Origin of the sequence: Peribacillus alkalitolerans (assembly GCF_010882125.1) — a bacterium.
Classification (GTDB): domain Bacteria; phylum Bacillota; class Bacilli; order Bacillales; family DSM-1321; genus Bacillus_BN; species Bacillus_BN alkalitolerans.
In genome coordinates this window covers 1-20,346 of record NZ_JAAGVZ010000014.1, presented here as the reverse complement: position 1 = coordinate 20,346, position 20,346 = coordinate 1, and the positions used below count along the sequence as shown (strand labels likewise).

Below are 20,346 nucleotides of genomic sequence, written 5' to 3'. Positions count from 1 at the left end.
GATTAAACTAAACAGAAACGGTGATAATATGATCGGCTGTTTATGCATTCATGGCTTTACTGGATCTCTTTATGAAGTGGAACCTTTGGCTGAGTACCTTAGAAAAAACACAAATTGGGAAATCATTGTGCCAACACTGCCAGGACATGAAGAAGAAGGTTCCTTAAAGGGCATTTCTTATACAGAATGGATGGAGTGTGCAGAAGAGGCCTTGCAAGAGTTGATAGGGTATTGTGAGAAGGTGTATGTAATTGGATTTTCCATGGGGGGGATGATTGCATGTCATCTTGCTTCGAAATATCCAGTAGAAAAGCTTGTATTGTTGAGTGCTGCTGCAAAATACGTTCATCTCAGACAATTGACCTTGGATATTGTGGATTTGGTAAAGGAAGCAGTAAAAGGGCAACACCAACAAAATGAACTGTTCTTACGGTATAAGAACAAAATCAAAAAAACGCCTCTAAGTGCGACAATCCAGTTCAGAACTTTAGTGGCTAGGGTAATCCCTTTGATGGAAACTATCTCCATACCTACACTTATTGCACAAGGAGGGCTAGATGGCATTGTTCCTCCCAAAAGTGCAGATTACATCTATCAACACTTGTCATCCCGAGATAAGAAAATTATTCATGTGGAAAATGCTAAACACTTAATTTGCCATTGTGAAGAAAAGCTAAATCTTTTTCAGGAAATTCATTCCTTTTTAGGTGATCAACTGACTTAACTGTCTTGCATAAAGAATATCCCCGTGTTAATATTAGCTTTAATGCAACTTTAGGTTTGCATGATCGTCATTTGCAACCTTGGACTTTCAGGACAATATTTTTTATTGTCCTTCTTGTTATTTTAAAGTTGTTTTCATTTATCTTTTGAAAGAGATTTCTTTTCGATCCTTACGATATGAGGATGAAATTTTTTAATTTATAAAATAGGCCATGCGAATTTTCAGCTGGCAACGGTGTTCTTTGCAATTGAAAAAGATGCGACCATACAGATTTATGTTTACTCGATACGCGCTATCGAAATTAGTATATAGAAGGAAATGGACCTTCTATTATGGTCCCATACTCCGTGTCATGTTGGCCTGTTTTGTGTATGAAAAAGATTGGACTAAGTCAGTGACAGGAAATATTGTCCTTACTTAACCTTCTCTCCTGTAGGAAAAGCTATATATAGGTTTAATAGCTTCTGGGCTAAGTATGTTCTTTGGCTAGGAAAGCTTAAGACCTCCATATACTCCCTTCAGTTATATCATTTCTAAATGGTGATAATGAGAAAACTTTTTCTAAAGATATACACAATTCAAAGAAAAAAGGAGTTAGGAATTTTGACATTATTTAGCGAATTAGGATTACAGAAGTCTACATTAAAATCAATTGAAAGAATGGGATTTGAAGAGGCTACTCCGATTCAAGCACAAACTATACCTGTAGCATTACAAGGAAAAGATCTAATCGGACAAGCTCAAACAGGTACTGGAAAAACAGCTGCTTTTGGGATTCCATTATTAGAGAAGATTGACATTAAAGCAGAACATGTCCAAGGAATCGTTATTGCCCCTACTCGTGAGCTTGCGATTCAAGTGTCAGAGGAGTTATATAAATTAGGATACGGTAAAAAAGTGAGTGTTCTTGCAGTATACGGTGGTCAAGATATCGACCGTCAGATCAGAGCTCTGAAGAAGAAGCCTCATATTATCGTTGGAACACCAGGTCGTTTATTAGACCATATTAAACGTAAAACACTTCGTCTTGGTGATGTCCAGACTGTTGTATTGGACGAAGCAGATGAAATGCTAAACATGGGATTCATTGAAGATATTGAATCAATCCTTTCAACTGTTCCGGAAGAGCATCAAACATTGCTTTTCTCTGCAACTATGCCTGACCCAATCCGCAAAATTGCTGAGAAATTCATGAATGATCCTCACCTTGTGAAGGTAAAAGCGAAAGAAATGACAGTGGATAGAATCCAACAATACTACCTTGAAGTGAAAGAAGGAGAGAAGTTCGATGCGCTTACTCGCCTACTTGACATTCAAACACCAGAATTAGCAATCATCTTCGGTCGTACGAAAAGACGTGTAGATGAGCTATCTTCTGCATTGACTTTACGTGGATATACAGCAGAAGGAATTCATGGTGATTTAAGCCAAGCTAAACGTCTTTCAGTTTTGAAAAAGTTTAAAGAAGGCAGCATTGATGTCCTTGTTGCGACTGACGTGGCTGCTCGTGGTCTTGATATTTCAGGTGTTACACACGTTTACAACTTTGATATCCCACAAGATGCAGAGAGCTATGTTCACCGTATCGGTAGAACAGGACGTGCTGGAAAAACTGGAGTTGCGATCTCGTTTGTTACGTATAGAGAAAGATCACAACTATATGTAATTGAGAGAACAACGAATAAACGTATGGAACTTTTAAAAACGCCTACGTTGTCAGAAGCTTTAGAAGGACAACAAAAAGCGGTAACAGATAAAATCGTTCAAACAATTGAAAGTGATGATCTATCTGTATACTTGCCAAATGCAAAAGATTTACTTTCTAGATATAGTGCAGAAGAGCTTGTGGCAAGCGTCTTGAAAATCATGACAAAAGAGCCTGATGCAACACCTATTAAGTTGACAGAGGAAGCTCCAATTCGCTCAAAACGCGAAAGAAAGCCTTTCTCAAATAGTGGTGGAAGAAATAACAGAGGCGGCTCTAGCGATAGAGGTCGTAGAGACTTTGGTGGTAAGAAACGCTCTGGCAGTGGTGGCGATCGTGACCGTAAATCAAATGGATTTGGTCGTTCACGTAAAGAAAAATCAAGTAACTAATAATGATAAGTAACCCGACTTCCTCAGAAGTCGGGTTTTTATGTCTTTAGTCATTTTTATAGTCGACATGTTCTCTTTCTTCTTTGCCAATACTATAAAAAAACAGTTGAGGTGCCAGAAGTGACCATTTTTCGATTAGGATACGTCGCAATGAGTGTCCATGTCCAGAATGCTTCTCCTTCAAAGACTATGACGTACAGTCAATTTTCTAAAATCAAGGATAGAGAAGCGGCCATCCATAAGTTAGAAAGAATTGCAAAAACCAACTTACATAATTGTTTACGCTTACTAAGGCATAATCTTGCTCACGAGATCACTTTCTTTCGGTTTAGTTCAAGGCTTGTTCCACTTGCGAATCATCCTGATTTGCCTGATTGGGATTTCTTAAAGCCTTTAAAAAATGAATTACAGGCAATCAAGGATTTCCTTCAAAGTCGAAGTGATATGAGAGTGGATTTCCATCCAGATCATTTTGTCCTTCTAAATGGAACAGATATAGATATTTTAAATACATCCATACGGACATTGCGGATGCATTATAGCTTACTTAAAGGAATGGGAATTAATACGAAACATCGATGCGTCATGCATGTAGGGGGAGCTTATGATGATAAAGAGAAAGCTTTGGAACAATTTATTCTTAACTGGGGATTGGTTCCCAGTAAGATTCAAGAAATGATAATGCTGGAAAATGATGATACCACCTTCACGTTAAATGAAACCTTATATCTTTGTGAAAAATTGGGTGTACCCCTTGTTTTTGACTATCATCACCATTTAGCGAACAAAGGGAATGAAGAACAATGGGAAACTCAGTGGGATCGAATAGTGAGTACATGGCAACAATCCCAACTGCCTCTAAAAATGCATATTTCCAGCCCAAGGTCCGATAAAGATTTTTTAGCGCATGCGGATTATGTGGATGTGGATATGTTCTGGAGTTTCGTGGAAAAAGTGAAGGGAACTGTACCACAAATAGATTGTATGATTGAAGCGAAACAAAAGGATGATGCTTTATTTCGCTTAATGGAGGAATTATCCGCGAAAAAGGAGATAAAGAAGGTAAACGATAGTAGTTTTATCGTAATTTAATGAAAGAATAAGCCATTTTATATTGGGTTTTTCTCTTCACACTAAAATGGGATTAGTATGGTACTATCTACATATACAAGGTGATTGGAAAAAGGAGGGCTTATTTTGCAGCAGCGGGGCATGAATACAATTTCAAAAAAAGCGGTAAAGGTATGGCGACTATCAGGTATTCTTTATTCTTTAATAGGGATAGCCTTTGCTATTGGTTTAACTGTTTTGACTAAATTTCTAGATTGGCCAAATTGGACAATAGTGATTTATTGGACTTTAGCATTATTAGATTTCATATTCTTAACGTTGATGTTGCCTTCATTACGCTGGAAATGGTGGAGATATGAAGTTAGAGAAGGTGAAATTGACATTCAGAAAGGAATCTTTGTAGTAAAGCGGACGTTGTTTCCGATGAACAGGGTTCAGCATGTAGACACTAAACAAGGACCTATATTCAGAAAATATGGTTTATCTACGGTTATTATTTCTACTGCTGCCACTATTCACGAAATACCTGCTCTAGAAAGCCATGAGGCTGATGAGCTACGGCGTAAAATTTCAAGTCTGGCAAGCGTAGGTGAAGACGATGTCTAGTCCTAAAAGGTTACATAAAGTAGCCATTGTCACCAACGCTTTAAAAACACTTAAAGAAGCTATTATTCCATTCATTGTGTTATTCGTGTTTGGTGGGGATAAAGGTTCAAAATGGGAAAGCATGGAGTTATATATTATTTTAGGTGCATGTTTGTTAATCCTAATTTATGGATTGATATCGTGGTGGCGTTTTACCTATGAACTTACAGATAGTGAATTGCGTATTGAACAAGGGGTTTTTATCAGGAATAAACGGTATATTCGATTTGAAAGAATTCAAAGCGTTGATTTTTCTGAAGGAATCATACAACAATTATTTGGTTTGGTGAAAGTCAAAATTGAAACGGCTGGAACGTCAGGGATGCAGGCTGAAGCTGTTCTGACAGCCATTACTAAGCAAGAAGCTTCCATGATTGAAACAGCTATTCGGGACTCGAAAAAAAGCGATAAAGAGTCACTTTTCGAGGAAGAAGGGTCTGAACAAACAGAAGAGGTAGTTACGACTCTTTCTAAATTCCAGTTAAGTATAAAGGAGCTTATCCTTATGGGGATTACTTCCGGAGGAGCAGGAGTCGTGTTTTCAGGGGCGATGGCCTTCTTTTCTCAATTCGAAGAGTTCATCCCATATGAAATGGTCTTCAAAGGTTTTGAAGAGTTCATTGCTTCAGGAGTTATAGTTGTGACTATTCTTGTATTAATTGGACTAATCATTGCTTACATTGTCGCTACTGCAGGTATAGTGTTGAAATACGCTTTCTTCACCGTTGTGAAAAAAGAAGATGAATTGGTCATTACAAGAGGCCTCCTTGAAAGAAGGCAAATCACAATTCCATTGAAGAAAATTCAAGCAATCCGTATAGTGGAAAATTTGGTCAGGCAACCATTAGGATATGCGACAGTTTATTTAGAGAATGCTGCTGGTTCCGTGATGGATCAAGAGGCTTCAAAAGTCATGCTTTTTCCATTAGTAAAAAAAGAACGAATACATAATCTTCTGCAAGAGTTTGTGCCTACATATCAGTATCCTAATGCCATTAAGGTCGTTCCGAAACGGTCATTTACTAACTATTTATTTCAACAGTGGGTACTTTGGATTCCGGTATGTGTTGCTGCCTTAATTTTCTTGAGACCTTGGGGATACGTATCCATTTTACTATTACCTATCAGTGGTGTTTGGGCTTACATGAACTACCGGACTGCAGGGTGGTTTGTGGAACATCAGCAGCTATCCTTAAGGTACCGTACTGTTTCAAAACATACCTTTTTAGTGTTGAAAAATAGAATTCAATCTCTAGAAAAGAAAAGAAGCTGGTTTCAAAAACGTAAACAATTGTCTACTCTTAGCGCTTTTATTAAGCTTGGAATTGGCCCTGGAACGGGAAAAGTCGTTCATATGGACGAAAAGGATGCGGATATCATCAAAACTTGGTTCCTGCCTGGCCGAATCGACCAAGGAAACGAAATGGATTTTTGAAGAAAATAGGTGCCAAGAAAAATCCCGCCATTAATCCACCTAGATGACCGACTATGTTGATATTAGGTTGGAAGGTACTCATGACAACTCCGACAATCGTGAGCACGACGATCCTTTGGGAATCTTGTGTGGACAATTGCCTCTTTTGGAACATAACTAAATATAAATAAAATCCTAGAAGTCCATAAATAGCCCCGCTTGCACCAGAATGAGTATAAGTTAGAGGATGTATGATGTAAGTGGCTGTATTTCCGGCAATGCCGCACAGAATATAAAAAAGGAGCACGTTGAAAGAGCCTAACAATTTTTCAATGTAAGGTCCGAAGAGTACGGTTGAAAAGCAATTGAACAAAAGATGAGAAAATGAACTGTGTAATATTATGGGGGTCAGTAATCTCCAATATTCTCCTTGAGAAATCCAGAGGTTTACACCTGCTAACGACTCAAAAATCGTCCGGTTCGGTAAAAATGGAATCGCTGTACATAAAAAAACTAAAATATTAATCGTAACAATCGAAGTGAAAATAGGATAGTATCTTACGAATTGCTGGAAGTTTTCTGTTCTTAGTAACAATATTTTTACTCCTCTCTTTACTGTGAGAACTATAGTACCTGTTTGTCCATTATATGTATGTATATACCTTTTAAAATAGAAGAAGGTGATAGGATGATAGTTGGAATTGGCCTTGATATTGTGGAAATTGATCGGATACGTAATCTTACTCAGAGACAACCACGCTTTGTAGACCGTATTCTTACATTGACAGAAAAAGAAAAGTTTGAAGGTCTAAAGGACGGAAGAAAAATAGAGTTTTTAGCAGGAAGGTTTGCCGCTAAGGAAGCTTTTTCGAAAGCTTTAGGTACTGGCATTGGGAAGGATTTGCAATTTATAGACATGGAAATCCTTTCAGATGAAAGAGGAAAACCGTATTTCTCAAAGCCGGCAAATGGTAAAGTCCATTTGTCAATTACTCACAGCCACCAATATGCCGCGGCACAAGTTGTCATTGAAGAATGATAAATTCTCTTTTTTCTTTTTAGCTTGTCAATACTTGGACATATTCGTAAATCTCACCTCATATACTCATAGTGCTATAGGTGAGACAAGGCCAGGTAGATAGACATTTCCTAAGGCAATCAAAGCTTCGGGACTTTCGATTCTAAAGTATGGCAAAACAAGAGGGAGCTCTCTCATGTTTTGTCCACAACGTATGGTATTTCGACAAGTAGAGTGGAAAAAAGAATGTTTTGCCAGCCTTTTCGTCTCCCTTTTCATGAGAAATGATAAAAAGGGGTTGAAAAGATGAAGAAATTGTTAGTGGTATTTGCAGGACTTATGCTTCTATTTACCCTTTCTGCTTGCGGACAGAAATCTCAAGAAGAAGTTGTGAAGGCTTTGGATGAGAAGGTTGCCGATATGAAGGGGTATAAAGCGGATGCCAAAATGACTTTAAAAATGGGCACTGAACCACAGGTGTACAATGTGGAAGTATGGCATCAAGATCCAGATTTCTATCGTGTGAATTTAAAGAATGAGAAGAAGGATCAAAGCCAAATGATCCTTCGTAATCAAGAAGGCGTGTTTGTATTGACGCCGGCATTGAACAAGAGTTTCCGTTTCCAGAGTGAGTGGCCAAAAAATAGCAGCCAGGCTTACTTATACGAATCTTTGGTGAAGGATATTATTGAAGATAAATCCTCAACATTTAAAGCAACAGACAAACATTATGTGTTTGAAACGAAGACTCGTTACCAAAATAATAAGATGCTTCCGTATCAAGAAATTACCATCAATAAAAAAGATTTGACTCCTGTTAGTGTGAAAGTGATGGATCCTGACAAGAATACATTGGTTATTGTGGAATTCTCTAACGTGAAATTCGATGCTTCCTTTGAAAAGGATGCATTCGATATGAAGAAGAATATGACTGGCGCTCAACTTGAAGTTCAAGTAATGGCTGAAGTGAAAGAAGAAGACTTTGCTGTAAAATATCCAGTTGCTGAACTTAAAGGTGTCACTTTAGTTGATGAAAAAGAAATGGTAACTGAAGATGGAAAGCGTTTCGTTTTAACTTATGATGGGGAGAAGAGCTTTACTCTAATTCAAGAAAAGACGGAAATCGCACAAACTACCTTGACACCAACTAATGTCACTGGTGAACCGGTGGATCTTGGATTCACACTTGGAGCAATGACAGCAAACATGATTACTTGGACATATGATGGTGTGGATTATACACTCGCTTCGAAAGAACTTTCTCCGGAAGAAATGATTGAAGTGGCTCGATCTGTTCAGGGTAATCCAATTAAATAAACAGACTAACATCAGCAGGCCGTTTTAACAATGGCCTGCTTTTTTCTGGGGAAAGGGAACGCAGAGTATAATTATGTATTAGGTATCTTCTTATAGTAATATCCCCTCACTATTGCTTGCTTTTTACAAAACTAGTATTGTCCCAACTCCCCTTATTAAGTTTATTTCGCTTTAACATTACTTCCTTTTCATCATTCGATCATTATGGTTTTTTGATTCTAATTATCTTATAAAGTATAAGTTTGTTTTAAATGTTCACTATATGGTTTGACACTTTTAAAATAAGAGGTGATAATTTTTAAAAACGATTGTCTTTCGATTCATGTACCGATAGAAGGAAGGGTTTAGTGGCTATGGAAGCGTATTACCGCGATACTTGGGCTGAAATAAACTTGGATTATATTTATGAGAATATCAGAGTTATGAAGGATAGATTGCCAAAGGGCGTCAAAATGTTTGCCGCTGTAAAAGCGAATGGCTATGGACACGGAGATTGGCAGGTTGCTGAAACAGCGTTAGAGGCTGGAGTGGATTACTTGGCGGTAGCTTTCCTGGATGAAGCAATCGCATTAAGGAAAAAAGGAATTGAGGCGCCGATTCTGGTCCTTGGGGCGATACGGCCAAATGATTCCTCTGTGGCGGCTTATTGGGGAATAACTGTTACTGTTTTTGCTGCAACTTGGTTAATTGAAGCGGAAAAATGTCTAAAAGAAGATCAAACATTAACCATTCATATAAAATTTGATTCGGGTATGGGACGACTAGGGATCAAAGAGCGTCACGAAATAGCCCGAATTGAAGAGTTTTTAGATGGGAACCCTCAATTTGGTCTGGAGGGAATATATACTCATTTTGCTACATCGGATGAACTCGATGTTACGTATTACGAGAAGCAATTTTCTACCTTCCAGGATATGCTTTCTTGGGTAAAGGTTCGTCCAGAAATCGTTCATGCTAGCAACAGTGCTTCTAGTCTTCGATTTGATAAAACTAATTTCTCTGCTATTCGGGTTGGGATTTCTATGTACGGTCTTACTCCTTCCTTAGAAATGGAGCATTTGTTGCCAATACCATTAAAAGAAGCATTCAGCCTCAAAACAAAGTTAGTTCATGTAAAGAAACTCAATGCTGGTGAAAGTGTAAGTTATGGGGCAACTTATACATCTAAAGAAGATGAGTGGATCGGCACATTGCCAATTGGTTACGCGGATGGATGGTTACGTAAACTTCAAGGGATGGAAGTGTTGATTGAGGGAGAAAGAGTACCATTGGTTGGCAGGATTTGTATGGATCAGTGTATGGTGAAACTACCGAAAAGATATAAGATTGGGGAAACCGTCACATTGATTGGACAGAATGGAAATCAAATGATATCAGTCAATGAGGTTGCCCATAAGCTAGAAACAATTAATTATGAAGTGGTATGTATGATCTCAAGTAGAGTTCCGAGGAAATATATCCGAAACAAAAATGTAAAATGTATTCATAATTCACTCCTGTAATTAATAAAATAAAACGGTGTAACACAGCAATTTTTCATAATTTATTCGAAAAACATTAGAACCTTATACCTTTTATGCATAAAGGAAATGGAAATTGGACGATAATATTATGGAAATCCAATATACTCTTTGCATTTAAGCGTAAAAATGGTAATATGTTATGAGAGATAGTAAAGGTGTGTAGTGATGGTGGAGGTGTATGCTTGTGTCTGAATCCAGCGCAACGAGAGAGATATTAATTCAATTACCTCAAAATCTATTGACAGAGTTAGATGGATACGCAGAAGAAGAAAACGGCAATCGCAGTGAGCTTATTTACCGTGCCACAATGATGTATTTAAACGAAAGAAAAAAGAGAAAATTTCGTGATCAAATGAAACGCGGATATTTAGAGATGGCTGCTATTAATTTGACAATTGCATCAGAAGCATTCCTAGCAGAATACGAAGCCGAGCATTGCGTAGAACGTCTAGTAAGTGGAGGATGACGATTTGGGCTTTAAGCGTGGTGACGTATACTTTGCAGATTTGTCCCCTGTGGTAGGTTCAGAGCAAGGTGGGACCCGCCCAGTGCTGATTATACAAAATGATATTGGTAATCGCTTTAGTCCTACGGTAATTGTAGCAGCGATCACAGCCCAAATTCAAAAAGCAAAGCTTCCTACTCATGTAGAGATTAATGCGAAGCGTTACGGTTTTGAACGTGATTCGGTTATTCTACTTGAGCAAATACGTACCATTGATAAGAAACGCTTAACAGATATGATTACCCATCTAGATGACGTGATTATGAAAAAAGTCGATGAGGCTTTGCAAATCAGCTTGGGATTAAAAGAGTTTTAATATAGACGCCCTTACTTATGTAAGGGCGTTTTCGTTTTTTAAAAAGGCTGTGTTAAAGTCCATCGTTGATTTTAAGCTATATGTTGATTGAAGTGGAAGACGCTTGACTCCTGGGGGATTAGCGTTACAGGATCGGCGAACGCCCCCCGGAAAGCAAGCGTCTGTAACGGAAATCAACAGGCGAGTTTAACAGAGTCTTTTAAAAAAGGTATTTCATTAACATTTGATTATTTAGACAATTCAACCTTTTGTTTTGACGGTACTTATCCCCAAACGATATATTTAAGGTGAAGTACTCTTTGCTAAATAAAGGGTTTTTCTCTTTTAAAATCTTCTATTAAATCTTTTTGAAATTTTTCTTGAAAATAGGTTTACGGAGTTTCGTAAAGGGTATAAATAATCGTTTCGGTTAGAATAAAACATATTTGTGACTCAGTCATTCAATATAATTATAGGGTTTTGAAATGGAGGATACTATGCACGAGCTTGTATACGACTATATAACAAATAATAGGGGTAGTATTTTAAACGGCTGGATGGATCGGATGAAAACAAATGCGGACGAAAGGTTGATCAAGGTTGTTTCTGACCAAATGTTCGCACGGACAAGTAGTGAATTCATTGACATGGTGCTCTCAAACTTTAATGAAAATAATAAAGAATTTCAAAATAAATTAATTGATTTTGCGGAGAAAGTTGTACGTCTAGGGTGGCCACTAACTTTTGTGACTGCGGGATTAAGAGAATTTAACCTGATTGTCTTTGAAGGAATGAGTGAAGAAGGCATCATTACTTCGGAAAATCAAATGGAGATTGTGTACGACTTTGATAAATGGGCAACTCCAATGACTAACGAGATTGTAAACATGTATTCTCAAACCTGGGAGAGAACGGTTTCTCTTCAAAAGATTGCTCTTCAAGAATTGTCTGCCCCTCTTATTCCTGTCTTAGAAGGGATAACTGTAATGCCGTTGGTAGGTACAATCGATACTGAAAGAGCAAAACAAATCATGGAGAACTTATTGAATGGAGCAGTGAAGCATCGTTCAGAGGTTGTTTTAATTGATATTACTGGGGTACCTGTAGTAGATACAATGGTGGCTCATCATATCATTCAAGCTGCTGAGGCGGTTCGTTTAATTGGTGCAAAATGCATGCTTTGCGGTATTCGTCCGGAAATAGCCCAGACAATCGTAAACTTGGGGATTAACTTAAATGAAATTATTACAAAGAATTCATTGAAAAAAGGAATCGAAGCCGCTTTGGAAATCACCAATCGTAAAATTATCAGTGTCGATGAAGTGGGGGGATCATGATGCGAATCCCCATTCTGAAGCTTCATAATTACTTGCTAGTCTCGATTCAATGGGAATTGGATGATCGAACAGCATTGCAATTTCAAGAAGATTTACTTCGCAAAATACATGAAACAAGTGCTAATGGAGTGGTTATCGATTTTACTTCGATCGATTTTATTGATTCCTTCATTGCTAAAGTTTTAGGTGATGTCGTTAACATGTCCAAGTTAATGGGAGCTGAAGTTGTAATTACAGGTATCCAGCCTGCTGTAGCTATTACCTTGATTGAACTTGGAATTGGTCTTGAAGATGTATTTACAGCCTTGGACTTGGAAAAAGGCCTGGAGAAATTACAACGGGAACTGGGGGATTGAGTGTATGGAGCTTCAATCCTGCGTAAAGATTATTAATGAATGGGATATCGTAGCCGCAAGGCAATTAGGCCGCAACGTGGCAAAAGAGTTAGGATTTGGAACGGTTGACCAAGCAAGGGTTACCACAGCGATTAGTGAACTGGCAAGGAATATTTACTTATATGCTGGCCAAGGGAAAGTTTGTATAGAAAAGGTTTATAACAACGGGAAGGCTGGGATGAAAATCCTTGCAACTGATGAAGGACCAGGAATACAGGATATTCGTAAGGTGATGGAGGATGGGTATACAACTTCGGGTGGCCTTGGAGCCGGTTTGCCTGGTGTAAAACGATTGATGGATGAATTTTCTATCGATTCCACTCCTGGGGTAGGAACTGATATTCGCGCTACAAAATGGCTCCGCTAGGGGGAAGTTACATGGACCAAGATAGAGAGACTATGGAATACAAGTATCGTGAAGCTCTCTCAAATTATATAAAAAATCAAACTGAACAAGGCTTATATCAAGGTCAAAAACTTAGCCGTACAACTTTGGAACAGAAGATATCTCCTGAGGAAATCATAAGTTGGCATAAAAGTATCCTTTTAGACATCCTTCCTGAAACTTCTGAAAAGGTTCTTCATTCTTTGGATTTCTTGTTGGAGGTAATGATGGGATATGGGATTGCTTATCGAGAACATCAAAGTCTTCGACATCAGCAACAGGAATTAAAATCTGAAATTGAAATTGCGGCAAATGTTCAAAGTACTTTGTTAGAGACAAAAATTCCTGATGTAGAAGGTTTGGATATTGGAGCCATTAGTGTTCCTGCGAAAAGCATGAATGGTGACTATTATTATTTTGTTCAGGATGAAAATGATTTCATTGGAGTTTCTATAGCTGATGTAATAGGGAAAGGGATACCTGCTGCTCTATGTATGTCTATGATTAAGTACGCGATGGATAGTTTGCCAGAGAATAGACTTGCACCAGCTCTAGTTTTAGAAAATTTGAATCGAGTAGTTGAACAGAACGTTGATCCAAGCATGTTCATTACGATGTTCTATGGACTATATAACCCTTATGATCATATATTCTCATATTCGTCCGCAGGTCATGAGCCAGGGTTTTATTACCACGCTGCTGATGGTTCTTTTGAGGAACTATCAGCGAAAGGGTTGCTCCTTGGTGTTGATAAGCGGACAAAATATCAACAGTACGAACGGCGAGTCGAAGTGGGCGATATGATTATCCTGCTTTCTGATGGTGTAACAGAATGCCGAACAGAAGAAGGGTTTATAGAAAGGGAATATTTAGTGGACTACATAAATAAGAATATCCACCTTCATCCACAAGCGATTGTCGTTAGTCTATTTAAGCAACTCGAGAAGCTTCAAGATTTTCAGCTGAGAGATGACTTTACATTGATTGTATTGAAGAGAACAAAATAAATACGGGTTTATTTTTTAATTGTATGTTTAAGTGTTAGAAAGAAGGGTATATATAGAAAGCAATTTGAGTAGGTAAATGAGGTGGGTCAAAGATGAATATCACAATTGATGTTAAAGATGTAGATGCAAAGGTAGAAGTGAAGGTAAAAGGTGAAATAGATGCATACACTGCCCCAAAGTTAAGAGAGTCTTTATTTCCGCTTTCTGAACAAGAGAAAGTAAAAATGACTGTCAATCTATCAGAAGTAACGTATATGGATAGTACTGGTTTGGGAGTATTTGTTGGGCTATTCAAGAATGTCCGTGCATATAATGGGGATTTTGCTATTGAAGGGTTAAGTGATCGTCTTAAAAGGTTGTTTGATATAACAGGTCTAGGGGATATTATCAATATTAAAAGTGACGCAGAGGGTGAACAATCATGAGTCGAGCGTATGATTACATTGAAATGACAATACCTGCCAAGCCAGAGTTTGTTGGTGTAATCCGACTTACGCTTTCTGGAATCGCTAGTCGAATGGGATTTTCCTATGACTCAATTGAGGATTTGAAAATTGCAACAAGCGAAGCAGTGACAAATGCTGTGCAACACGCATATAAAGAAGGCGACTCTGGTGAGGTGAAAATCGGATTCGGCCTATTTGAAGATAAGTTAGAAGTAATGGTTGGAGATAACGGTCATAGCTGTAACTTTGATGAAGTACGACAAGGCCTAGGTCCCTATGCTCAGGATCAAAATGTTGAACTCATAAGAGAAGGAGGTTTAGGCCTATACCTCATTGAAACCCTGATGGATGAAGTGAAAATCCATGAAAATAATGGGGTTACAGTATTTATGACTAAGTATGTCGAAGGAGAGCAGGTGGAGAGTGATGCAGAAACAATCTCAACCTAATCAAGCCATGAAAGAAAAGGTGAACGAGTGGATTAAAGCCTATCAGCTTCACGAGGATGAAGAGGCTCAAGATCAGCTAGTTCTCCATTATAAAAATTTGGTTGAAACTATTGCGAGGAAATATTCCAGAGGAAGATCCTTTCAGGAAGATATCGCTCAAGTAGGGATGATTGGTCTATTAGGAGCTATTCGTAGGTACGACGAATCTTTCGGTAAAAGCTTTGAGGCATTTGCCGTACCTACAATTATTGGGGAAATCAAGAGGTTCCTAAGGGACAAAACCTGGAGTGTTCATGTGCCTAGGCGAATAAAAGAACTTGGCCCAAAAATAAAAACGACTGTAGAAGATTTAACGACAGAGCTACAACGATCTCCGAGGATTGATGAGATAGCTGATTTTTTACAGGTATCAGAAGAAGAAGTGCTAGAAGCAATGGAAATGGGCAAAAGTTATCAAGCTTTATCCATGGATCATTCCATAGAAGCGGATTCTGATGGAGGCACTGTTACATTATTAGATATCTTCGGGAACATAGATCAAGGATTCGAAAAGGTAAATCAGCGCCTTGTTCTTGAAAAAGTCCTTCACGTTCTGTCAGATCGTGAAAGAAGCATCATCCACTACACATATTTAGAGAATTTAAGTCAGAAAGAAGCTGGAGAAAAACTGGGGATTTCGCAAATGCATGTTTCTAGATTACAACGAAGAGCAATTAAAAAGCTACAGGAAGCCATTCAAGCTGAAAACTCGGAGATTAGTCGATGATTCAAGAGAATCTCGCAAATTCAAATGTTGAGGTTTTAGTAAGACAAACCTCGAAAAAAGGTGATCCTTACTGTGGGGATTCTTTTTTCTACACAGCTACTGATGAATATTTCATTTGTGTCCTTGCTGATGGACTTGGAAGTGGAAGATATGCTAATGAGTCTTCTGCTGCAGTCATAGATGCTGTGAAACAGCATCATTCGGAACCGCTCGTACATTTAATGGAAAAGTGCAATAAAGAGATGGTCAATAAGCGAGGAGCGGCGGTATCGATTATTAAAATGTATTTTAAAACCAAGACTTTTGAATACATTTCAGTCGGTAATATTAAGTTCTTTCTCTACAATCATAGGAAAGGAAAGATGTTATATCCCTTACCTGTAACAGGATATTTGTCTGGAAGAAAAGTGAAGATGTATATTCAAACATTTGAATATGAGGAAGGTTCAAGATTCATATTGTTTTCCGATGGACTAGTATTAAGGGAAATTAAAACATTTCTGAACTCCCATTCGCCGCTTGAGTGCATCGCTGATTCTATACTGGAATCCAATACCGTACAATCTGATGATATGACGTTTATATTAGGAAGCTTACAATGAATGTTGATGTAAGCTTCCTTTTTATGTTTCGGAAATTCGGCCATCCAAATTTCCTCTGAGCAAATTCATTTGATAAAATGAAAACAATACTAAAAATGATGGGGGAGTTTAGTTGACTACATTATTCGAACAAACCATTGACTTGATTGATCTAGTTTCCAAGGAATTGAAACTGCAAAAAAAGCAGGTTCAACAAGTAATCTCACTAGTGGGGGAAGGAAATACGGTTCCGTTCATAGCGAGGTATCGGAAGGAAATGACAGGTTCCCTTGATGAAGTGCAAATTCGGGACATTATTGAACGTTGGACATATCTTGAGAATTTGGAGAAGCGGAAAGAGGAAGTCCTTCGAAGTATTGAAGAACAAGGGAAGCTTACTCCTGAACTACAAAAAAACATTGTGAAAGCTGAGAAGCTTCAAATGGTAGAAGACCTTTATCGTCCTTATAAACAAAAGAAGCGAACAAAAGCGACGGTGGCAAAGGAAAAAGGTTTGGAGCCGTTTGCCAATTGGTTGCTTTCTTTTCCTGGGCAAGGGGATGTCTTAAAAGAAGCAGAAGCTTATCTATCGGATGAACTAGGCGTCAATACACCCCAAGAAGCCATTGATGGAGCAAAAGATATTATTGCGGAAGTGGTTTCTGATGAGGCTGCTATTAGACAGTGGATCAGAACACATACATTTTCATCGGGAATGATTCAATCAACTGTAAAAGATTTAGAAAAAGATGAGAAACGAGTTTTTGAAAACTACTATGAGTATGAAGAACCTATTCAAAAAATAGTTCCTCACCGAGTCCTGGCTTTAAACAGAGGAGAAAATGAAGGGATTGTAAAAGTTTCTTTAAAGGCAGATCCCGATAGGATTGTAGCATACATAGAAAGATCCATTATTAAAAATCAACATTCCATCAGTGTGCTTTATATTAAGCAAGCTATTGAAGATTCTTATAAAAGACTTATTCAACCCTCCATTGAAAGGGAAATTCGTAGGGAGTTGACGGAAAAAGCAGAAGATCGAGCCATTCACATCTTTTCCGAAAACTTACGAAATCTATTATTGCAACCTCCTTTAAAAGGTAGAATTGTGTTAGGGGTTGACCCAGCCTACAGGACAGGTTGTAAATTGGCGGTAGTAGATGAGACAGGAAAAGTGTTGGACATAGGAGTTATATATCCTCATCCTCCAGTTTCCAAAAAAGGTGCTGCTAAGGAGAAAGTAAAAGAACTCATTCATAAATATAATATCCAGGTTATGGCCATTGGAAATGGAACTGCATCAAGGGAAACTGAACAATTTATTGCAGAAGTGATTAAGGAACAGAATGATAAGATTTACTACACAATTGTCAACGAAGCTGGTGCGAGTGTATATTCTGCATCCGAATTGGCTCGTGAGGAGTTTCCTAACTTCCAAGTAGAAGAAAGAAGTGCAGTATCCATTGCAAGACGGCTACAAGATCCACTTGCTGAACTTGTGAAAATAGATCCTAAATCTGTCGGTGTAGGTCAATATCAACATGATGTATCCCAGAAAAAATTGTCTGATTCACTTACTTTTATAGTTGAGACAGCCGTAAACCAAGTTGGAGTAAATGTGAATACAGCTTCAGCTTCCTTGTTGCAAAATGTAGCGGGTCTTTCAAAATCGGTTGCTCAAAACATAATAAATAAAAGAGAAGAAGAAGGTAAATTCATTACCCGATCACAATTAAAGAAAATACCTCGCCTAGGGGCAAAAACGTATGAGCAGTGTATCGGATTTTTAAGAATTATAGATGGGGAGCAACCTTTGGATCGGACAAGTATCCATCCTGAAAACTATGATACAGTTAAAAAACTGTTGAAAAAACTTGGATTTAAAGTATCTGAAATAGGATCTGAAGGTTTGAAAGAGGCGTTGAATAATGTTTCGCTAGAAGAGGTTTCAAGCGAATTTGGAATCGGGACCCTTACACTTAAGGATATTATTGATGCATTAGTTAAGCCGGGACGTGATCCAAGGGACGAGTTACCTAAACCATTATTGAAATCTGATATTCTAAAAATGGAAGACTTATCTCCTGGGATGGAGCTTCAAGGAACAGTACGAAATGTCGTCGACTTCGGGGCTTTTGTTGATATTGGAGTTAAACAAGACGGACTTGTCCATTTATCCAAGTTAAGCAATAGGTTTGTCAAACATCCATTGGATGTCGTGGCTTTGGGAGATGTCGTGACAGTTTGGGTTGATTCCGTCGACATGGTTAAACAGCGTGTATCGTTAACAATGCTATCCCCTAATAAATAAAAGAATAAACACCTTCTAGCGCTATTGCTTGAAGGTGTTTGTTTTTCTATAGTAATACCAGCATTGATTTAGCAATTTGATTTGATATCGATCTTTTTCAAGGAAAGCTCTGCGGATTTGACTTTGCAACCATTTGGGCATAATGTTGCCTCCTATCCTAAGCTAGTGATACTGCAGTGTATGATATAATAGGTTGTCATGGTTAAAGGAGAATTTTTATGAATAATCAACAATTACAAAGAATGACTGAAGAAATTTCTATATCGCTTTTTCATAAACCCTTTTTACACTCTGTTTATTTCAACGCCCGCTTAAAGACTACAGGTGGAAGATATCTGCTGCAATCACATAATATAGAGATAAATGAAAGATATCTAAAGGAATATGGGGTAGAAGAGATTATCGGAATTATTAAGCATGAACTGTGCCATTATCACTTACATATAGAAGGAAGAGGGTACCAACATAAAGACCAGGACTTCAAAGAGTTAATGAAAAAAGTAGGTGCACCACGATTTTGCACACCACTTAAACATTATTTTAGAGAAAATATTACTTCTAAAAAGTTATATATTTACGAGTGCACCGGTTGCACTCAAAAGTATAGAAGAAAGAAAAGGGTGAATATAGATAGATATGTTTGCGGAAAGTGCAAAGGTCGTCTAAAACTGGTGAAGACTACAGATAGTTCAACCTAAAAAAATATTATTTTAATATTGACTTTGGGATGAAATCTAACTATAATTTAAAGAGTCGACAAGGTAGTCGAATGAATTTTCAGCTTCATATTGTTCCGCAGTAGCTCAGTGGTAGAGCACTCGGCTGTTAACCGAGCGGTCGTAGGTTCGAATCCTACCTGCGGAGCCATTTATTTTGGGGAAGTACTCAAGAGGCTGAAGAGGCGCCCCTGCTAAGGGTGTAGGTCGCGTAAGCGGCGCGAGGGTTCAAATCCCTCCTTCTCCGCCATAACATTATGGCCCGTTGGTCAAGCGGTTAAGACACCGCCCTTTCACGGCGGTAACACGGGTTCGAATCCCGTACGGGTCATCTTTATATGAATGGGAAGCGATCTAATCGCCTCCCATTCTTTCACCTTATTGGTTCCGTGGTGTAGCGGTTAACATGCCTGCCTGTCACGCAGGAGATCGCGGGTTCGATTCCCGTCGGGACCGCCATATTATTTTTTTAAACGAAAAAGAATAAAAAAATAATAGTTGCAAACACTTTTATAGTGTGGTAAGATATAAAAGTTGCTTCTTAAAAAAGTAAACATCATTGGGGTATAGCCAAGCGGTAAGGCATAGCACTTTGACTGCTACATGCGTTGGTTCGAATCCAGCTACCCCAGCCATTAGAGCCATTAGCTCAGTTGGTAGAGCATCTGACTTTTAATCAGAGGGTCGGAGGTTCGAGTCCTCCATGGCTCACCATTTTGTTTCGCGGATGTGGCGGAATTGGCAGACGCACCAGACTTAGGATCTGGCGCCTTACGGCGTGGGGGTTCAAGTCCCTTCATCCGCACCACTTATTATTTATGTTATTTCGCGGTCGTGGCGGAACGGCAGACGCGCTAGGTTGAGGGCCTAGTGGGGGCGACCCCGTGGAGGTTCAAGTCCTCTCGGCCGCACCATATTCATTTCTTCTATATAATATGCGCCCGTAGCTCAATTGGATAGAGCGTCTGACTACGGATCAGAAGGTTATGGGTTCGACTCCTTTCGGGCGCGCCATATTTATTACGGGGAGTAGCTCAGCTTGGTAGAGCACTTGGTTTGGGACCAAGGGGTCGCAGGTTCGAATCCTGTCTTCCCGACCAGTGAGAATTTTCAATAATTTAATTTGCGGGTGTAGTTTAATGGTAAAACCTCAGCCTTCCAAGCTGATGTCGTGAGTTCGATTCTCATCACCCGCTCCATTTTCATTGCTCTTTGAAAACTAAACAAAACAATACGTCAACGTTTAATTTTAAGTCTTTTAAATAAGACATTTTATGAGCAAGTCAAACACTTTTTGGAGAGTTTGATCCTGGCTCAGGACGAACGCTGGCGGCGTGCCTAATA

At 38.6% G+C, this 20,346-nt stretch carries 22 protein-coding genes and 11 tRNA genes; 31 read left to right on the top strand and 2 right to left on the bottom strand.

The genetic code is table 11. The features are described 5' to 3' along the window. The first annotated feature begins 28 nt into the window (after positions 1–28). The 5 genes from G3O09_RS15755 (at position 29) to G3O09_RS15735 (ending at position 5,972) form a co-directional block, all read left to right on the top strand. Positions 29–724 carry an alpha/beta hydrolase gene (locus G3O09_RS15755; protein ID WP_163102439.1) on the top strand — a complete coding sequence of 232 codons (696 nt, stop codon included), beginning with the start codon at positions 29–31 and terminating at the stop codon, positions 722–724. A gap of 603 nt (positions 725–1,327) precedes the next feature. Next, positions 1,328–2,821: a degradosome RNA helicase CshA gene (cshA, locus tag G3O09_RS15750; protein WP_240338464.1), complete on the top strand. Its 1,494-nt coding sequence runs from the start codon at positions 1,328–1,330 to the stop codon at positions 2,819–2,821. A gap of 120 nt (positions 2,822–2,941) precedes the next feature. After that, complete coding sequence (uvsE, locus tag G3O09_RS15745) at positions 2,942–3,913, top strand: UV DNA damage repair endonuclease UvsE (RefSeq protein ID WP_163102437.1); 972 nt, start codon at positions 2,942–2,944, stop codon at positions 3,911–3,913. Positions 3,914–4,018: 105 nt separating this feature from the next. After that, entirely contained in the window at positions 4,019–4,498 is a 480-nt protein-coding gene (locus G3O09_RS15740) for a PH domain-containing protein (protein ID WP_240338463.1), read from the top strand. Further along, complete coding sequence (locus tag G3O09_RS15735; RefSeq protein WP_163102436.1) at positions 4,491–5,972, top strand: PH domain-containing protein; 1,482 nt, start codon at positions 4,491–4,493, stop codon at positions 5,970–5,972. Before G3O09_RS15740 ends, G3O09_RS15735 begins: the two co-directional genes overlap by 8 nt. Here the strand turns inward: G3O09_RS15735 and G3O09_RS15730 are convergent. Further along, on the bottom strand, positions 5,917–6,546 hold the full coding sequence (locus G3O09_RS15730) for a rhomboid family intramembrane serine protease (RefSeq protein ID WP_163102435.1): 630 nt from the start codon (positions 6,544–6,546) through the stop codon (positions 5,917–5,919). The two genes, G3O09_RS15735 and G3O09_RS15730, sit on opposite strands and share 56 nt — an antisense overlap. 93 nt (positions 6,547–6,639) lie before the next feature. Here G3O09_RS15730 and acpS point away from each other — a divergent pair, with 93 nt between their 5' ends. The 14 genes from acpS (at position 6,640) to G3O09_RS15660 (ending at position 18,286) form a co-directional block, all read left to right on the top strand. Continuing rightward, positions 6,640–6,990, top strand: coding sequence for a holo-ACP synthase (gene acpS / locus G3O09_RS15725; protein WP_163102434.1), 351 nt, complete (start codon positions 6,640–6,642; stop codon positions 6,988–6,990). 285 nt (positions 6,991–7,275) lie between these two features. Further along, positions 7,276–8,286: a LolA family protein gene (locus G3O09_RS15720; protein WP_163102433.1), complete on the top strand. Its 1,011-nt coding sequence runs from the start codon at positions 7,276–7,278 to the stop codon at positions 8,284–8,286. Positions 8,287–8,639: 353 nt separating this feature from the next. Beyond that, positions 8,640–9,788, top strand: coding sequence for an alanine racemase (gene alr / locus G3O09_RS15715; RefSeq protein WP_163102527.1), 1,149 nt, complete (start codon positions 8,640–8,642; stop codon positions 9,786–9,788). Positions 9,789–9,993: 205 nt separating this feature from the next. Beyond that, entirely contained in the window at positions 9,994–10,275 is a 282-nt protein-coding gene (locus tag G3O09_RS15710; RefSeq protein WP_108671737.1) for a CopG family ribbon-helix-helix protein, read from the top strand. A 4-nt stretch (positions 10,276–10,279) separates the two neighbouring features. Continuing rightward, entirely contained in the window at positions 10,280–10,630 is a 351-nt protein-coding gene (locus tag G3O09_RS15705) for a type II toxin-antitoxin system PemK/MazF family toxin (RefSeq protein WP_108671721.1), read from the top strand. Between the two features lie 476 nt (positions 10,631–11,106). Beyond that, positions 11,107–11,946, top strand: a complete 840-nt coding sequence (locus G3O09_RS15700; RefSeq protein WP_163102432.1) for an RsbT co-antagonist protein RsbRA — start codon at positions 11,107–11,109, stop codon at positions 11,944–11,946. Next, on the top strand, positions 11,946–12,302 hold the full coding sequence (locus G3O09_RS15695) for an STAS domain-containing protein (RefSeq protein WP_163102526.1): 357 nt from the start codon (positions 11,946–11,948) through the stop codon (positions 12,300–12,302). The genes G3O09_RS15700 and G3O09_RS15695 overlap by 1 nt, the downstream gene beginning before the upstream one ends. Before the next feature lie 4 nt (positions 12,303–12,306). Then, positions 12,307–12,708, top strand: a complete 402-nt coding sequence (locus tag G3O09_RS15690; RefSeq protein WP_163102431.1) for an anti-sigma regulatory factor — start codon at positions 12,307–12,309, stop codon at positions 12,706–12,708. Positions 12,709–12,719: 11 nt separating this feature from the next. After that, positions 12,720–13,733 (top strand): PP2C family protein-serine/threonine phosphatase, encoded by a 1,014-nt coding sequence (locus G3O09_RS15685; protein WP_163102430.1) that lies wholly within the window; start codon positions 12,720–12,722, stop codon positions 13,731–13,733. 92 nt (positions 13,734–13,825) lie between these two features. Beyond that, positions 13,826–14,158, top strand: coding sequence for an anti-sigma factor antagonist (locus G3O09_RS15680; protein WP_163102429.1), 333 nt, complete (start codon positions 13,826–13,828; stop codon positions 14,156–14,158). Beyond that, the gene (gene rsbW / locus G3O09_RS15675) at positions 14,155–14,628 is read left to right on the top strand and encodes an anti-sigma B factor RsbW (RefSeq protein ID WP_163102428.1); all 474 of its coding nucleotides are present in this window, start codon (positions 14,155–14,157) and stop codon (positions 14,626–14,628) included. Before G3O09_RS15680 ends, rsbW begins: the two co-directional genes overlap by 4 nt. Further along, the gene (gene sigB, locus G3O09_RS15670; RefSeq protein WP_163102427.1) at positions 14,606–15,394 is read left to right on the top strand and encodes an RNA polymerase sigma factor SigB; all 789 of its coding nucleotides are present in this window, start codon (positions 14,606–14,608) and stop codon (positions 15,392–15,394) included. The genes rsbW and sigB overlap by 23 nt, the downstream gene beginning before the upstream one ends. After that, entirely contained in the window at positions 15,391–15,996 is a 606-nt protein-coding gene (locus G3O09_RS15665; protein ID WP_163102426.1) for a PP2C family serine/threonine-protein phosphatase, read from the top strand. The genes sigB and G3O09_RS15665 overlap by 4 nt, the downstream gene beginning before the upstream one ends. A gap of 112 nt (positions 15,997–16,108) precedes the next feature. Further along, complete coding sequence (locus tag G3O09_RS15660) at positions 16,109–18,286, top strand: Tex family protein (protein ID WP_163102425.1); 2,178 nt, start codon at positions 16,109–16,111, stop codon at positions 18,284–18,286. A gap of 21 nt (positions 18,287–18,307) precedes the next feature. Here the strand turns inward: G3O09_RS15660 and cmpA are convergent, their stop codons facing one another. Continuing rightward, positions 18,308–18,427, bottom strand: coding sequence for a cortex morphogenetic protein CmpA (cmpA, locus tag G3O09_RS15655; protein WP_163102424.1), 120 nt, complete (start codon positions 18,425–18,427; stop codon positions 18,308–18,310). A gap of 77 nt (positions 18,428–18,504) precedes the next feature. On the opposite strand from cmpA, the gene G3O09_RS15650 reads away from it, so the two are divergent. The 12 genes from G3O09_RS15650 (at position 18,505) to G3O09_RS15595 (ending at position 20,201) form a co-directional block, all read left to right on the top strand. Beyond that, the gene (locus G3O09_RS15650) at positions 18,505–18,984 is read left to right on the top strand and encodes a SprT family protein (protein ID WP_163102423.1); all 480 of its coding nucleotides are present in this window, start codon (positions 18,505–18,507) and stop codon (positions 18,982–18,984) included. A 94-nt stretch (positions 18,985–19,078) separates the two neighbouring features. Continuing rightward, positions 19,079–19,153, top strand: a tRNA-Asn gene (locus G3O09_RS15645). An 8-nt stretch (positions 19,154–19,161) separates the two neighbouring features. Further along, positions 19,162–19,252 (top strand) — tRNA-Ser (locus tag G3O09_RS15640). Positions 19,253–19,261: 9 nt separating this feature from the next. After that, positions 19,262–19,333, top strand: a tRNA-Glu gene (locus G3O09_RS15635). A gap of 52 nt (positions 19,334–19,385) precedes the next feature. Continuing rightward, positions 19,386–19,461 (top strand) — tRNA-Asp (locus G3O09_RS15630). A gap of 101 nt (positions 19,462–19,562) precedes the next feature. After that, positions 19,563–19,637 (top strand) — tRNA-Gln (locus tag G3O09_RS15625). Between the two features lie 3 nt (positions 19,638–19,640). Further along, positions 19,641–19,716: transfer RNA gene (locus tag G3O09_RS15620), tRNA-Lys, on the top strand. Positions 19,717–19,725: 9 nt separating this feature from the next. Then, a tRNA-Leu gene (locus G3O09_RS15615) sits at positions 19,726–19,810 on the top strand. 20 nt (positions 19,811–19,830) lie between these two features. Beyond that, positions 19,831–19,916: transfer RNA gene (locus G3O09_RS15610), tRNA-Leu, on the top strand. Between the two features lie 23 nt (positions 19,917–19,939). Continuing rightward, a tRNA-Arg gene (locus G3O09_RS15605) sits at positions 19,940–20,016 on the top strand. A 9-nt stretch (positions 20,017–20,025) separates the two neighbouring features. Beyond that, positions 20,026–20,102: transfer RNA gene (locus G3O09_RS15600), tRNA-Pro, on the top strand. A 25-nt stretch (positions 20,103–20,127) separates the two neighbouring features. Further along, a tRNA-Gly gene (locus G3O09_RS15595) sits at positions 20,128–20,201 on the top strand. The last annotated feature ends 145 nt before the right edge of the window (positions 20,202–20,346 follow it).

What these genes read in the sequence shown, in the direction of transcription:
- G3O09_RS15755 (WP_163102439.1), top strand. Translation starts at nt 29, where the DNA reads ATGATCGGCTGTTTATGCATTCATGGCTTTACTGGATCTCTTTATGAA.
- G3O09_RS15735 (WP_163102436.1), top strand. Translation starts at nt 4,491, where the DNA reads ATGTCTAGTCCTAAAAGGTTACATAAAGTAGCCATTGTCACCAACGCT.
- acpS (WP_163102434.1), top strand. Translation starts at nt 6,640, where the DNA reads ATGATAGTTGGAATTGGCCTTGATATTGTGGAAATTGATCGGATACGT.
- G3O09_RS15720 (WP_163102433.1), top strand. Translation starts at nt 7,276, where the DNA reads ATGAAGAAATTGTTAGTGGTATTTGCAGGACTTATGCTTCTATTTACC.
- alr (WP_163102527.1), top strand. Translation starts at nt 8,640, where the DNA reads ATGGAAGCGTATTACCGCGATACTTGGGCTGAAATAAACTTGGATTAT.
- G3O09_RS15700 (WP_163102432.1), top strand. Translation starts at nt 11,107, where the DNA reads ATGCACGAGCTTGTATACGACTATATAACAAATAATAGGGGTAGTATT.
- G3O09_RS15695 (WP_163102526.1), top strand. Translation starts at nt 11,946, where the DNA reads ATGCGAATCCCCATTCTGAAGCTTCATAATTACTTGCTAGTCTCGATT.
- G3O09_RS15690 (WP_163102431.1), top strand. Translation starts at nt 12,307, where the DNA reads ATGGAGCTTCAATCCTGCGTAAAGATTATTAATGAATGGGATATCGTA.
- G3O09_RS15685 (WP_163102430.1), top strand. Translation starts at nt 12,720, where the DNA reads ATGGACCAAGATAGAGAGACTATGGAATACAAGTATCGTGAAGCTCTC.
- G3O09_RS15680 (WP_163102429.1), top strand. Translation starts at nt 13,826, where the DNA reads ATGAATATCACAATTGATGTTAAAGATGTAGATGCAAAGGTAGAAGTG.
- rsbW (WP_163102428.1), top strand. Translation starts at nt 14,155, where the DNA reads ATGAGTCGAGCGTATGATTACATTGAAATGACAATACCTGCCAAGCCA.
- sigB (WP_163102427.1), top strand. Translation starts at nt 14,606, where the DNA reads ATGCAGAAACAATCTCAACCTAATCAAGCCATGAAAGAAAAGGTGAAC.
- G3O09_RS15665 (WP_163102426.1), top strand. Translation starts at nt 15,391, where the DNA reads ATGATTCAAGAGAATCTCGCAAATTCAAATGTTGAGGTTTTAGTAAGA.
- cmpA (WP_163102424.1), bottom strand. Translation starts at nt 18,427, where the DNA reads ATGCCCAAATGGTTGCAAAGTCAAATCCGCAGAGCTTTCCTTGAAAAA.
- G3O09_RS15650 (WP_163102423.1), top strand. Translation starts at nt 18,505, where the DNA reads ATGAATAATCAACAATTACAAAGAATGACTGAAGAAATTTCTATATCG.